11 protein-coding genes and 1 riboswitch are annotated in these 12518 nt (G+C 68.5%); of the genes, 6 read left to right on the forward strand and 5 right to left on the reverse strand.

What is annotated here, in order from left to right:
- Window positions 1–101 precede the first annotated feature (101 nt).
- Window positions 102–1757 (forward strand): response regulator, encoded by a 1656-nt coding sequence (locus tag HAV22_RS31770; RefSeq protein WP_166856671.1) that lies wholly within the window; start codon window positions 102–104, stop codon window positions 1755–1757.
- 12 nt (window positions 1758–1769) lie between these two features.
- Here HAV22_RS31770 and HAV22_RS03800 read toward each other — a convergent pair whose 3' ends face one another.
- Window positions 1770–2276 carry a hemerythrin domain-containing protein gene (locus HAV22_RS03800; RefSeq protein WP_371869527.1) on the reverse strand — a complete coding sequence of 169 codons (507 nt, stop codon included), beginning with the start codon at window positions 2274–2276 and terminating at the stop codon, window positions 1770–1772.
- A 145-nt stretch (window positions 2277–2421) separates the two neighbouring features.
- On the opposite strand from HAV22_RS03800, the gene HAV22_RS03805 reads away from it, so the two are divergent.
- Window positions 2422–3135, forward strand: a complete 714-nt coding sequence (locus tag HAV22_RS03805) for a sensor histidine kinase (protein WP_166856673.1) — start codon at window positions 2422–2424, stop codon at window positions 3133–3135.
- A gap of 40 nt (window positions 3136–3175) precedes the next feature.
- Here the strand turns inward: HAV22_RS03805 and HAV22_RS03810 are convergent, their stop codons facing one another.
- Both HAV22_RS03810 and HAV22_RS03815 read right to left on the reverse strand, forming a co-directional pair.
- Window positions 3176–4480, reverse strand: coding sequence for an NAD(P)/FAD-dependent oxidoreductase (locus HAV22_RS03810; protein ID WP_166856675.1), 1305 nt, complete (start codon window positions 4478–4480; stop codon window positions 3176–3178).
- Window positions 4481–4545: 65 nt separating this feature from the next.
- Window positions 4546–5055, reverse strand: coding sequence for a hypothetical protein (locus HAV22_RS03815; RefSeq protein ID WP_166856677.1), 510 nt, complete (start codon window positions 5053–5055; stop codon window positions 4546–4548).
- 188 nt (window positions 5056–5243) lie between these two features.
- Between HAV22_RS03815 and HAV22_RS31470 the strand changes: the two genes are divergently transcribed.
- From HAV22_RS31470 to HAV22_RS03830, 4 genes are all read left to right on the forward strand, one after another.
- Window positions 5244–5372: a hypothetical protein gene (locus tag HAV22_RS31470; protein ID WP_267874748.1), complete on the forward strand. Its 129-nt coding sequence runs from the start codon at window positions 5244–5246 to the stop codon at window positions 5370–5372.
- Between the two features lie 120 nt (window positions 5373–5492).
- Window positions 5493–5598, forward strand: a riboswitch (TPP riboswitch).
- A gap of 133 nt (window positions 5599–5731) precedes the next feature.
- Window positions 5732–6982 carry a D-amino acid dehydrogenase gene (locus HAV22_RS03820; protein ID WP_166856680.1) on the forward strand — a complete coding sequence of 417 codons (1251 nt, stop codon included), beginning with the start codon at window positions 5732–5734 and terminating at the stop codon, window positions 6980–6982.
- 165 nt (window positions 6983–7147) lie between these two features.
- On the forward strand, window positions 7148–7906 hold the full coding sequence (locus tag HAV22_RS03825) for a PEP-CTERM sorting domain-containing protein (RefSeq protein WP_166856682.1): 759 nt from the start codon (window positions 7148–7150) through the stop codon (window positions 7904–7906).
- 134 nt (window positions 7907–8040) lie between these two features.
- Window positions 8041–9306: a DEAD/DEAH box helicase gene (locus HAV22_RS03830; protein WP_166856685.1), complete on the forward strand. Its 1266-nt coding sequence runs from the start codon at window positions 8041–8043 to the stop codon at window positions 9304–9306.
- Between the two features lie 2 nt (window positions 9307–9308).
- Here the strand turns inward: HAV22_RS03830 and HAV22_RS03835 are convergent, their stop codons facing one another.
- Both HAV22_RS03835 and HAV22_RS03840 read right to left on the reverse strand, forming a co-directional pair.
- Complete coding sequence (locus HAV22_RS03835; protein ID WP_166856687.1) at window positions 9309–9749, reverse strand: hypothetical protein; 441 nt, start codon at window positions 9747–9749, stop codon at window positions 9309–9311.
- A 43-nt stretch (window positions 9750–9792) separates the two neighbouring features.
- Window positions 9793–12483 (reverse strand): bifunctional acetate--CoA ligase family protein/GNAT family N-acetyltransferase, encoded by a 2691-nt coding sequence (locus HAV22_RS03840; RefSeq protein ID WP_166856689.1) that lies wholly within the window; start codon window positions 12481–12483, stop codon window positions 9793–9795.
- Window positions 12484–12518: the final 35 nt, after the last annotated feature.

Raw genomic sequence — 12518 nt, forward strand, 5'->3', positions numbered from 1 at the left:
CATGACGAATTGCAACAGTTTTTATTAACTTATTTTGCAAATCGGCATGCTCTGTTATTCTGAAGAGCTTGTGAATCGTGTCCCGACCCCGTACGAACGCCGTGTCCAACACCGACAAACCGAAGATTCTCGTCGTCAACGATGATGCCGCCAGCCTGCTTGCATTGACGAGCCTGCTGGAGCAATGGGCCGACGACAGCAACTACGAAGTCTTGTCCGCGCGCTCCGGGCAGGACGCGCTGCGCGAAGTGCTGCGCCACGATTTCGCCGTGATCCTGCTGGACGTGAACATGCCCGGCATGGACGGCTTCGAGACGGCCGAGGCGATCCACCAGCGTCCCCGCTCGGCCGACATCCCGATCATTTTCGTGACGGCGTTCCTCGCCGACGAGATCGACCGCCTGAAGGCCTACCAGCGCGGCGCCGCCGACTTCCTGTTCACGCCCGTCATCCCGCAGGTGCTGCGCGCGAAAGTGCAGGTATTCGTGGCGCTGGCAATGAAGAACGACCAGCTCAAGCGCCAGGCCGAGAAACTGTCGCAGCGCACGACCGAACTGGTCGCCACCAATAAACGCCTCGTGCGCGAGATGGAAGAGCGCCGCGCGGCCGAACGCACGAGCAGCGCGAAGGACGAATTCCTCGCGATGCTGGGCCATGAATTGCGCAACCCACTGTCCGCCATCAGCAGCGCGTCGTCGCTGCTGGGCATGCCCGGCGTCGGGCCCGATTCCGTCGGACGTGCCCGCGTCATCATCCAGCGCCAGAGCCAGCACCTGTCGCGCATCGTCGACGACCTGCTCGACCTGTCGCGCGCGATGTCGGGCAAGATCCTGCTGTCGCGCAAGCGCCTGGACATCGCGACGCTCGTATCGAGCTGCCTCGACACGTTCCGCGCCACGGGCCGCACGAAAGAGTACATCATCGATGCGCAACTGACGCCGGGCTGGGTCGACGGCGATGCGACGCGGCTGGAACAGATCGCGACGAACCTCATCGACAACGCGCTCAAGTACACACCGGCCGGCGGTCGCATCGAGATCACGGTGGCGGCGATCGGCACCGAGGTCGTGCTGCGCGTCAGCGATTCCGGCGTGGGCATCGCCCCCGACCTGCTGCCGCACGTGTTCGACGTGTTCGTGCAGGGCGCGATCTCGATCGACCGCTCGCAGGGCGGCCTGGGCATCGGCCTGTCGCTCGTGCGCCGCCTCGTCGAACTGCATGGCGGTACGGTGAGCGCGAGCAGCCCCGGCAACAGCAGCGGCAGCACGTTCGAGATCCGCCTGCCGCGCACGGAAGCCGCCGTGGCCGCGGACGCGCCTGCGCAGGCCGCGCAGGTCGACGCGGGCAAGCCGACCGTGCTGCTGATCGAGGACAACGACGACGGCCGCGAAATGATGGCGGCGATGCTGGGCACGTTCGGCTACCCCGTGCTGCAGGCCGGCGACGGACTCGAAGGCGTGCGCATGGCGTGCGCGCACATGCCGGACGTCGCGCTCGTCGACATCGGCCTGCCCGGCATCGACGGCTACGAGGTCGCGCGCCGCCTGCGCCAGGAAGCGGCGACGAGCGGCGTGCGCCTGATCGCGCTGACGGGATACGGCCTGGCCGAAGACCAGCGGCGCGTGCTGGAAGCGGGCTTCGACATGCACCTCGTCAAGCCCGTCGAATTGAACACCCTCCTCGACCAGCTGGCCGGCGTGACGGCCCGCCCGACGGGCCAGGGCTTGCCGCAAGCCCAGCCGGCAGCGGCCGGCTGAGCCGTCCCGGGCTTACAGCGTGTCCATCAATTCCTGCTTGCGCATGGCCATCTCCTGGCCCAGCGCGAGCAGGTCGAGGCCGCTCTTCTTCACTTTCGGGAACATTTCCTTTTCTTCTTCCTCGACGTGGTGGTCGATCTGCTCGCCGAGCACCTTCACCTTCGCATCGAACAGCTCGTCGTCCGGATCCATCTCCTGCAGCTGCTGGATGAGGTCCTTCGCCGCGGCGTGCTCGACGGTGGCCTCGTCGACCATGTCCTCGCCGTCCTCGATCTGTTCGCGCACGGCCGGATAAAAGATTTCTTCCTCGATCGTCGTGTGGGCGATCAGTGCCTTACAGATCTTTTCCTTCAGCTTTTCCTTGGTCGCGCGGGCGCGGTCGCCCAGCTGCTCGAACTGTTCGAACATCTCGTGGACTTCGCGGTGGTCCGCCGTCAGCAGGGCGACGGCATCCTGGCGCGCGGCCATGGCGTTCGACTGGGTGCCGGCCTGGGTGCCGGATTGCGATCTCGTGCTCATGTGAATCTCCTTGCGTGGGGGTTGTCAGCCTCCAGCTTCGCGCGAAATGCAACATCGGACTGTACGGGAACTCACAAAGACGATTCCTGCGCCGTCTTGGCGCAAGCTGTTGTATCATCCAGAGAAACATAAATTGGTTGCCTCCATGAAAGTTTCGGAACCTCATCCGCCGGATTCCGGAGAAGACAGCCAGCATGCGGCGCGCGCCGCCGAGCTGGCCGAACTCCTGGCCCACCTGACGACCTGTTGGGACGAAGAGCGGCGCCAGCTGGCCCGCCGACTGCACGACAGTCTGGGTTCGTCGATGACGGCGCTGACGATGCACCTCGGCCTGTTGTCGCAACACTTGCACGAACAGCCGCAGCGAGACCGCGCCGCGCAGATGAAGCAACTGCTCAACAACATCATCGAGACCAACCGCAAAATGCAGTTGGCGCTCTGGAACGACAAACTGGAATTCCTCGGCCCCAAGGCCGCCATTGCGGAACTCGTGCAGGACTGGGGCCGCGAACACGGCATCAAGGCCCGCGCCAGCATGCCTGACGACGATCCCGACTACACGCGCGCCCAGGGCGTCGCGCTGCTGCGCTGCGCCGAGGAAGGCTTGCGCAACGTCGCCAAGCACGCGCAGGCGAAGACCGTCGACGTCATCCTCGACGACGACGGCGACCAGGCCATGCTGACCGTCCGCGACGACGGCGTCGGCCCCGGCGCGGCCCCCTCCATGCCCGCGAGCTGCCACGGCTTGCGCATGCTGCGCGAACGGGCGCGCGTGCTGAACGGCACGCTCACGCTCGGCCCCGGCCCGGACGGCGCGGGGACGGCGCTGACATTGATCCTGCCGAAACAAGCCGCCTGAGCGCAGGCCGCCTGAACGACCTCTGCGCCGGCGCGCCGGCTCAATGGAGCTTCACGAGAGGTGTCGTCCTGCGGATCAGGAAACGCCCCATCACCATCAGCCCCGTGCGCAGCGCGCCGAGCACGGCCTGGTGATGCATCAGGTGCAGGCTCATGTACATGATGCGTGCCATGAACCCTTCGACGAACAGGCTCGCGCCGCGCAGCGAACCCATCAGGTTGCCGACCGTCGTCTCGCGGCCGATCGACACGAGCGAACCATAGTCGCGGTAGACGTACGGGTCCTTCTGCGGCGGCCGGCCGGCGGCCTCGCCCACGAATTCCTTGACGAGGTAGTCGGCCTGCTGGTGCGCCGCCTGGGCGCGGGGCGGGACGTGAGTGCCGTTGCCGTCCGTGCACGCGGCGCAATCGCCCAGCGCGTACACACCCTCCACGCCCGGCACGCGCAGGTGTGCGTCGACTTCGATCTGGCCGCCCTTGGCCAGCGGCAGGCCGAGCGAGCCGAGGAATTCGGGCGCGCGGATGCCGGCCGCCCACACGCACAGGTCCGCCGGATAGACATTGCCCTGGTTGTCGCTGACCTGTTTCTTGTCGATGCGGCTCACGCGGCAATCCGGCACGACGCGGATGGCGCGCTGGTCGAGCAGGCGCGCGGCCGCCGTCGACACACGTTCCGGCAACGGCGCCAGGATGCGCGATGCGCCTTCGAGCAAGGTGATGCGCACGTCGCGCTGTACGTGCAGCCGGCGAAAGCCATAGGCGGCGTAGGCGCCGGACGCCTCGCGCAATTCCGCCGCCAGCTCGACGCCCGTCGCGCCGCCGCCGATGATGACGATGTCGAGGCCGGACTCGGTCGCGCCGTCCTCCTTCTGCTGCTCGGCCTGGGCGAGCAGGCGCAACAGGCGCAGGCGGAACCGCTCCGCATCCTCGGTGGCATTCAGGGAAATCGTGTGCTCTTGCGCGCCAGGCACGCCGAAGTAGTTCGACGTGCTGCCGACGGCGATCACGAGGGAACGATAGCCGAGCGTGCGTTCGGGCAGCACTTCCTCGCCGTCGCCCGGTGCCGTCACGGGCGCGATCGTGATGTGCCGCGCCGCCGCGTCGAGCGCCGTCATGGCGCCGTACACGAAGGAAAAGCCGCGATCGTGCGCGAGCATCTGGTACGACAGGCCTTCCTGGTGAATGTCCAGCGTGCCCGCCGCCACCTCGTGCAGCGACGGCTTCCATACGTGGTACAGCCGGCTGTCGACGAGGGTCACTTTGTCCGGCCCCAATTTGCGGCCCAGCTTGCAGGCGAGCTCGAGCCCGCCCGCACCACCGCCCACGATCACGATATCGCTCTGCAATCCTGCCTCCGTCGGTCGCGCCCGCTGTCGGGCAAACGGAAACAGTCTACTACGGGGCGCCCGGATCAGTCGCGGTCGTGGCCGTGGCCATGGCCGTGACCGTGGCCCTCGCCATGGCCGGGGCCTTCGCCGCGGCCGTGCTCCCAGCCGTCGCGACCGCCGCGGCCCGGACCGTCACGATATTCCACACGCTCGACGACACGCACGTCGCGCGGTCCGCGGTATTCCTCGCGGTAGCCGACGTGCTCGCGGTAGCGCGGCACGTACGTGTTCGTATACCACTCGTCGCGCACGAACAGCACCGGACGGCCGCAGGCGCCGTAGCGACCGCAGAACTTGGCCCAGTGCTTGCGGTGGCCCGGCGGCACGCGCAGGTACACGGGTTCCGCGACGTATTGCGGCGCTGGCGTGATGATCACCGGCTGCGGCGCGTACACGACCGGACGGGGAACGTAGTCGCCGATGTCGATCCGGCCGTAGAAGCCGGGCTGGCCGACGCTGACGGAGACGTTTGTCTGGGCCAGCGCGGGGAACGCGGCGGCGCACAGGACTGCGCCGAAAATCAGGGATTTCATAGGATGACCTCGTTATAGTTCTATATGCACAGTAGTTTATCAAACGAAACGTTGCGCCCGATTGCCTGCAACAGTTCCTTACATTGTCGCCGACGCGGGAATGCGACAAACGCGGCGTGCGCGGGTGTCGTCCAGCGTGGCGCCGCCGGCGGCCATGTTGGGCTAAGCTGGCGCCAAAGGAGAGCGTCATGAAACATCGTGCACGCTGGAGCCTGCTCCTGCTGGCCTGCCTCATGCTAGTGGCCTGCCAGGACCGGCGCGAACCGGTGAAACCCACCGTCACCCTGGCCGCAGCCACTGCAGCCATCCCCGGCTGACGCGCACCGCGCGCGACCAGCCGCCCTGTTCCGGCCCGTCCGCGTGCCGGCGTCGTCGCACAGCCGTTCGACCGCGCTTTACCGCAACGCAGCGCAGCGGTTAGAATCGTCCCTGCCATAAGGCAACGCTAGGGGTCCTGCAGCCGCACACGCGGCCCGCGGGTGAGACACACCCTTCGAACCTGATCTGGGTAATGCCAGCGAAGGGAAGCATGCGGACACCGGTCACGTACCGGGTCCGGCCCTCCCTTGCCGGCTCCACCCGTCACCTAGACGCCAACGAGGAGCGGCATGCAGCACCACCCGGTTTCCACTGTTTCTACACGCGTACGCACACGCCCAGCCACGGTGGCGCGACCATGAACGTCATCGTCCTCGGTGCCGGCGTTGTCGGCACCGCCACCGCCTGGTACCTGAGCGAGGCCGGCCACGGCGTCACCGTCATCGAGCGCCAGCCCGGCCCCGCCCAGGAAACGAGTTTCGCAAACGGTTGCCAGATTTCCGTCTCGCATGCCGAGCCTTGGGCCACGCCGGCCGGCCTCGTCAAGGTGCTGCGGTCGCTGGGGCGCGAGGACGCTCCGCTGCTGTTCCGCCTGCGCGCCGATCCGCTGCAATGGCGCTGGTGCCTGCAATTCGTGCGCGAATGCGCGCCCGGGCGCGTGGCCGCGAACCTGCGGCAGATCGTCGCCCTGGCCGACTACAGCCGCCGCAGCCTGCAGGCGCTGCGCGTGCAGACGGGCATCGCCTACGACGATCTCACGCGCGGCATCCTGCATTTCTACACGGACGAACGGGAATTCGAGCACGCCAGCCGCGCCGCGGCCGCGATGCGCGAACTGGGTTGCCCACGCATGACGGTCGATGCCGACGAGGCCGTGCGCATCGAGCCGGCGCTGGCGTCCGTGCGCCGCCACCTCGTCGGCGCCGACTTCACGGCCAGCGACGAGTCCGGCGACGTGTACCGCTTCACGTCGCAACTGGCGGCCCGTGGCGCGGCGGCCGGCATCCGCTTCCTGTACAACACGACGGCGACGCGCCTGCGCGAGGCCGGGGGCTTTGTCGACGCCGTGGAAGTCATCGATGGGGCGGGCCGCCACAAGCTGCTGGAGGCCGACGCGATCGTCGTCGCGCTGGGCAGTTTTTCCGTGCAATTGCTCGCACCGCTGGGCATCCGGCTGATGATCTATCCGGGCAAGGGCTATTCCGCGACCTACCCCATCGTTGCCCCGGCCGCCGCCCCGACCGTGTCGCTGACGGACGACGGCCACAAGCTCGTGTTTTCCCGGCTGGGCGACCGCCTGCGCGTGGCCGGCACCTGCGAGCTGAACGGTTACACGCGCGACCTGAACCCCGTGCGCTGCGCTGCCATCACGCGGCGCGTGCGCGCGCTTTTCCCGGGCGCCTGCGACTACGACAATGCGACGTACTGGGCGGGCCTGCGGCCGCTGACGCCGTCGAACGTCCCGTACGTGGGCCGCACGCGCCTCGCGAACCTGTACCTGAACACGGGGCACGGCACGCTGGGATGGACGATGGGGTGCGGCTCGGGACGAGCGATCGCCGACATCCTGTCCGGACGCCAGCCGGAGGCGGATTTCGCGTTTTTGTGAACTAATGATTACTGGATATAACTTTCGGTATTTTTTACACCTCTTCCCGTCGTTACAAAGTGTGATGATCCAAGCCTTTGATTTATATCAAATCGTATGCGTTGGAACGCGACTTGCTTCACATAGGAATCGCACCGAATCCCGGTGTCTCTAGGAGCTAGCGCGATGAAATCAACAATACTGAAAGTGGCATTAACCACGGCAATCCTGACGGGAGCGTCACCGGCCTTCGCAGACCTCATCTACGCCGATGGCACGACAGTGAAGGGGACCGGCCTCGGCGCCGTCCAGACGGTCGTTACCGTCCAGGACAACAACCGCAAGGGCGGTACGGACAACGGCACCGAATCGGGCTGCGTAACCTACTCGGGCATTTTGGCCAACCCGACGTATGCCTGCCAGATGAGCTTGCAGGGCGGCGACAACACGGCCGGCAGCGCGGGCAACAACACGTACCTGCTCAGCAGTATCGCCGGCCTGACCAGCGCGGCGCAGCTCGGCCTCGTCGTCAACGTCAGCGAAGGCGCCCCGACCAATGACGCCACCCTGACCGACCTTTACCTCAGCTTGTACAACATGACGTTGGGCACGACGAAGTACTTCGCCTACACGGGGCCGGACCTGGTCCTCAAGGACACCGACGGCGTGGGCGTCTCCGGCAAGCACACGTTCATCCTGGACTCGACGCAGGCCCTGGCGGCCAAGGCGTTCTGCCCCGTGCTGAGCAATTGCGTGGTGGCGGGCGGCATCCAGTTCGCGTTCGGCACCACCCAGGCGACACCGGAGACGATGTACATCGGTGCGTTCAAGGGCGAAGGCGGTGGTGACAGCGGTGGCGGCGAAGCGCCCGAACCGGCCTCGATCGCCCTGTTCGGCGCCGGCTTGCTCGCCCTGCGCGGCATGCGCCGCCAGCCAAAGAAGTAACCGCGGCAGCGGCCACCACCAGGCGCCGTTCCGGCCAACACCGGACGGCGCCTGTTTTCCTTCGCTGAAGCGCATCTCGCGGCCAGGCGGCGCGGCAGGTTACACTGTCGCCTTTTACACACCGCCACCACGCCATGTCGTTCGCTTCGCTCGGCCTGATCGACCAGATCACGCGCACCCTCGCCTCGCTCTCGTACCACACGCCCACCGCCGTCCAGGCGCAGGCGATACCCGCCGTGCTGGCAGGGCGCGACGTCATGGCCGCCGCCCAGACGGGCACCGGCAAGACGGCCGGCTTCGCGTTGCCGCTGCTGCAGCGCCTCGTGATGGATGGCGGCCAGGTCGCGAGCAATGCGGCGCGCGCGCTGATCCTCGTGCCCACGCGCGAACTGGCGGAACAGGTGCACGAAAGCGTGCGCGCCTACAGTGCCGGCCTGCCGCTGCGCACGATGGTCGCGTACGGCGGCGTCAGCATCAATCCGCAGATGATGCGGCTGCGTAAGGGCGTCGACGTCCTCGTCGCGACGCCGGGCCGCCTGTTGGACCTGCAGCGCCAGAACGCGGTGCGCTTCAACCAGGTGCAGACGCTCGTCCTCGACGAGGCGGACCGCATGCTGGACCTCGGCTTTTCGCGCGACATCGACAACCTGCTCGCGCTGCTGCCGAAGCAGCGCCAGACCCTGCTCTTCTCCGCGACGTTCTCCGACCCGATCCGCGCGCTCGCCGCCAAGCTGCTGCACGACCCCGTCGGCATCGAGGCGGCGCCGCGCAACACGACGGTGAAGGCGATCCGCCAGTGGATCGTCCCCGTCGACAAGAAACGCAAGCCCGACCTGTTCCTGCACCTGCTGGCGCGCCACGACTGGCCGCAGGTGCTCGCGTTCGTGAAGACGCGCAAGGGCGTCGACCAGCTCGTCGAGCTGCTGGCGGCGCGCGGCATCGCGGCCGACTCGATCCACGGCGACAAGCCGCAGCCCTCGCGCCTGCGCGCGCTCGACCGCTTCAAGGCGGGCGAGGTGCGCGTGCTCGTCGCGACGGACGTCGCCGCGCGCGGCCTGGACATCGACGACCTGCCCGTCGTCGTCAACGTCGACCTCCCGATCGTCGCGGAAGACTATGTGCACCGCACGGGGCGCACGGGCCGCGCGGGGGCGTCGGGCGAGGCGGTGTCGCTCGTGTGCGCGGACGAGGTGCAGCAGCTCGCCGCCATCGAAGCGCTGACGAAACAGAGCCTGGCGCGCAACGAAGAAGCGGGCTTCGCACCCGAGCACCGCGTGCCGCAGACGACGGCGTCCGGCGCCGTCGTCAAGAAGCCCAAGAAGCCCAAGAAACCGAAAGGCGCCAGGGACGCCCGGGCCGATGCGCCCGTCGTGCAGGAAGACGTGCGCTTCCGGCGCTGACCCTACCAGTACGCCTGGACGAGGCGCCGGCCGGCGAGAATCACGAGCAGCGCGACGACGATGCCGCGCACGATCCACGTGCGTCGCTCCCGGCGGCGCCATCGGTCCGCCGAGGCGGCCGTCGCGCGGTGGTCGTCCTCGTCGTCGGGGTGGGTGTAAGCATCGTCCAGCGCCCGGTACGTCTCGCCTTCGTCGCCCCGCACGCGCGCACCCAGCGCATCGGCCAGCGCGATCATGCGGTCGAGCCCATCGTCGTCCGGGTTCTTCGTCCACAGCTGGCCATCCTGGTACCACAGCTGCAGCCCGCCATCCGCGTGGAGCGTACGCGCTGCGCGGTCGTGGCGCCCGCCGGGCAGCGTGGCCGCGGCCCTTTCGATCTCGTCTTCAATGATCGGAAGCGACGCCTTTCCCCGCGTGCGCAGGATCGTGACGTGGTAGCCCATGTAAGTTGCATCATTCGTCGGTTCGCACCGATTCTACGGTTTGTCACCGCAGGTCCAGCCAGAACTTGCGCACGCCCTCGTCCTCGTCGACGGGCCCCACCGTGAACCCGAGCTTCTTGACGAGGCCGATGACGGGCGCGTTCTGCGGCAGCGCCTCGCCGACGATCTCGCGGGTGCCGCGGGCGCGGCAATAGGCGATCAACTTATTCATCAGCATGACGCCGAGGCCCTTGCCCTTCAGGTCGGAGCGCACGGTGACGGCGAATTCCGCGCTCATGTTGTCCGGGTCGGCCACGACGCGGCTCACCGCGAGCGTTTCCGGGGCGCCGTCCGGCCCCGAGCGCGTGGCGATGAAGGCCATCTCGCGGTCGTAGTCGATCTGCGTGAAGCGCGCCAGCTGCGCCGGCTGCAGCTCGCGCACGCGCACGAACATGCGGTAGCGCACGTCGTCCGGCGTCAGGGCATTGAAGAACGCCACGTGCGCGGCGCCGTCCTCGGGGCGGATGGGGCGCAGCAGGATCGTCCCGCCCTGCCACGGCACCACTTCCTCCAGCTCGACCGGGTACGGACGGATCGCGAGCCGGTCGAGCGCATTGCCTGCGCGGTCGGGCGGCGCGACGCGCAGGCGCGCATCCAGCACGACGGCGCCGTTGCCGTCGGCCAGCAGCGGATTGATGTCCAGTTCGACGATCTCCGGCACCTCGGCCACGAGGCGCGCCACCTGCACGAGCACGGCGGCGATGGCGTCCAGGTCGGCGGGCGGATGGTTGCGATAGCCGGCCAGCTGGCGCGCCACGCGCGTGCGCGAGATCAGGTCACGCGCCAGCACCGTGTTCAGCGGCGGCAGCGCGACCGCGTGGTCGTTCACGGCTTCCACGGCGAGGCCGCCCTGTCCGAACAGGATCACGGGGCCGAACACGGAGTCCAATGCGGCTCCCGCGATCAGCTCGTGCGCTTCCGGATTCCGGGCCATCGCCTGCACGATGAAGCCGTCCAGGCGCGCGTCCGGCTTCAGTTCCGCGAGCCGCTTCGCCATCCGCTCCGTCGCGGCGCGCACGGCCTCCGGCGTGTCCAGGTCGAGCGAGACACCGCCCACGTCGGACTTCTGCACGACGTCCGGCGACAGGATCTTCACCGCCACCGGATAGCCGATCTCCGCGGCCATCGCCACCGCCTCGTCGGGCGTCGCGGCCGCGCGCGTGGGCACCGTCGGGATGCCGTAGGCGTCCAGGATGGCCTTCGTGTCCGGGTCGTCCAGCAGGTAGCGGCCGGTCCGGCGGCCCCGTTCCAGCGCGGCGCGCACGAGGGCGCGCGCCCGGTCGCGGTCCGGCTCGCCGTCGCCGATCGATGCCGGCACTTCCATCAGCAGCTGCTGGTTGCGGCGGAAGTGGACGATCTGCAGGAAGCCGTTCACGGCCGCTTCCGGCGTACGGTACGCCGGCATGCCGGCCTCGTACGCGATCGTGCGCGCCTCGCCGACGGACTGCAGGCCGAGCCAGCACGCGAGCACATTGCGCGACGACGCCTTCGCCAGCGGCGCCACGGCGCGCGCCACGTCGGCCGGATCGACGACGGCGTTCGGCGCGTGGATCATCACGACGGCATGCGCCTCGGGGTCGTGCAGCAGCACGTCGATCACGTCGCGGTAGCGCTCCGGCGGCGCGTCGCCGCGCAGGTTCAATTCGCCGCTGCCGCTCCACTCGGGCACGAGGTCGCGCAACCTTGCCACCGTCTCCGCCGCCAACACGGCCTGGTGACCGCCGCCGTATTGCAGCGCGTCCGCCGCGAGCACGACGGGCCCCGCGCCGTTGCCGATCAGCGCCAGGCGTTCGCCGAACAGTGGCTTGGCGCGCGCCAGCGTCTCGACGGCGGCGAACAGCTGGTCGGTCGTGTACACGCGCAGCATGCCGGCGCGGCGGATCGCGGCGTCGTACACGTCGTCCGGCCGCGCCAGCACGCCGGACAGGCAGGCGCCCGCCGTCGCCGCCTCCAGCGAGCGGCCCGCCTTCAGCATCAACGTGGGCTTGCTGCGGGCCGCGGCGCGCGCGGCGGACATGAACTTGCGGGCATGGCGCACGCTCTCCGCATGGACGAGTATCGCGGACGTGCCGGGGTCGCTGGCCAGGTAGTCCAGCACGTCGCCGAAGTCGACGTCGGCCGACTCGCCCAACGCGATGAACGTGGAAAAGCCCACGTTGCGCGTGCGCGCCCAATCGAGCACGCCCGCCATCAGCGCGCCCGATTCCGACACGAACGCGATCCGCCCCGCCGCCGCGCCGCCCACGGCGATGCTGGCGTTCAGGCCGATGCCGGGCGCCAGCAGGCCGGAGCTGTTCGCGCCCAGGATGCGCAGCAGGTACGGGTTGGCGGCATCCAGCATCGCCTGCTTGATGCTGCGCCCCCGCGCGTCGCGCGCCGTCGACACGCCCGCACTCATCACGATCGCGGCGCGCGTCCCCAATTCGCCCAGGCGGCGCACGATGGCGGGGATCGTCGCCGGTGGCGTGCAGATGATCGCGAGGTCCGGCGCCTGCGGCAGGTCGCCCACGTCGGCCCAGACCTGCAGGCCGTCCAAGGTGTCGTACTTCGGATTCACCGGGTACAGCGCGCCCTTGAAGCCGCCTTCGCGCAGGTTGCGCAGCATGGTCGCGCCCACGCTGCCCGGGCGCTCCGATGCGCCGACCAGGGCCACCGACGCCGGTGCAAACAGTTGCTTGAGATTACGTACGCTCATCGACGCTCCCAGCCGTGCAAGCCACCCGCGGCGGA

The sequence above is a fragment of the Telluria antibiotica genome (genome assembly GCF_011682055.1).
Lineage (GTDB): Bacteria > Pseudomonadota > Gammaproteobacteria > Burkholderiales > Burkholderiaceae_D > Telluria > Telluria antibiotica.

What these genes read in the sequence shown, in the direction of transcription:
- HAV22_RS31470 (WP_267874748.1), top strand. Translation starts at nt 5,244, where the DNA reads ATGAAACATCGTGCACGCTGGAGCCTGCTCCTGCTGGCCTGCCTCATG.
- HAV22_RS03830 (WP_166856685.1), top strand. Translation starts at nt 8,041, where the DNA reads ATGTCGTTCGCTTCGCTCGGCCTGATCGACCAGATCACGCGCACCCTC.
- HAV22_RS03835 (WP_166856687.1), bottom strand. Translation starts at nt 9,749, where the DNA reads ATGGGCTACCACGTCACGATCCTGCGCACGCGGGGAAAGGCGTCGCTT.
- HAV22_RS03825 (WP_166856682.1), top strand. Translation starts at nt 7,148, where the DNA reads ATGAAATCAACAATACTGAAAGTGGCATTAACCACGGCAATCCTGACG.
- HAV22_RS03805 (WP_166856673.1), top strand. Translation starts at nt 2,422, where the DNA reads ATGAAAGTTTCGGAACCTCATCCGCCGGATTCCGGAGAAGACAGCCAG.
- HAV22_RS03800 (WP_371869527.1), bottom strand. Translation starts at nt 2,276, where the DNA reads ATGAGCACGAGATCGCAATCCGGCACCCAGGCCGGCACCCAGTCGAAC.
- HAV22_RS03840 (WP_166856689.1), bottom strand. Translation starts at nt 12,483, where the DNA reads ATGAGCGTACGTAATCTCAAGCAACTGTTTGCACCGGCGTCGGTGGCC.
- HAV22_RS03815 (WP_166856677.1), bottom strand. Translation starts at nt 5,055, where the DNA reads ATGAAATCCCTGATTTTCGGCGCAGTCCTGTGCGCCGCCGCGTTCCCC.
- HAV22_RS03820 (WP_166856680.1), top strand. Translation starts at nt 5,732, where the DNA reads ATGAACGTCATCGTCCTCGGTGCCGGCGTTGTCGGCACCGCCACCGCC.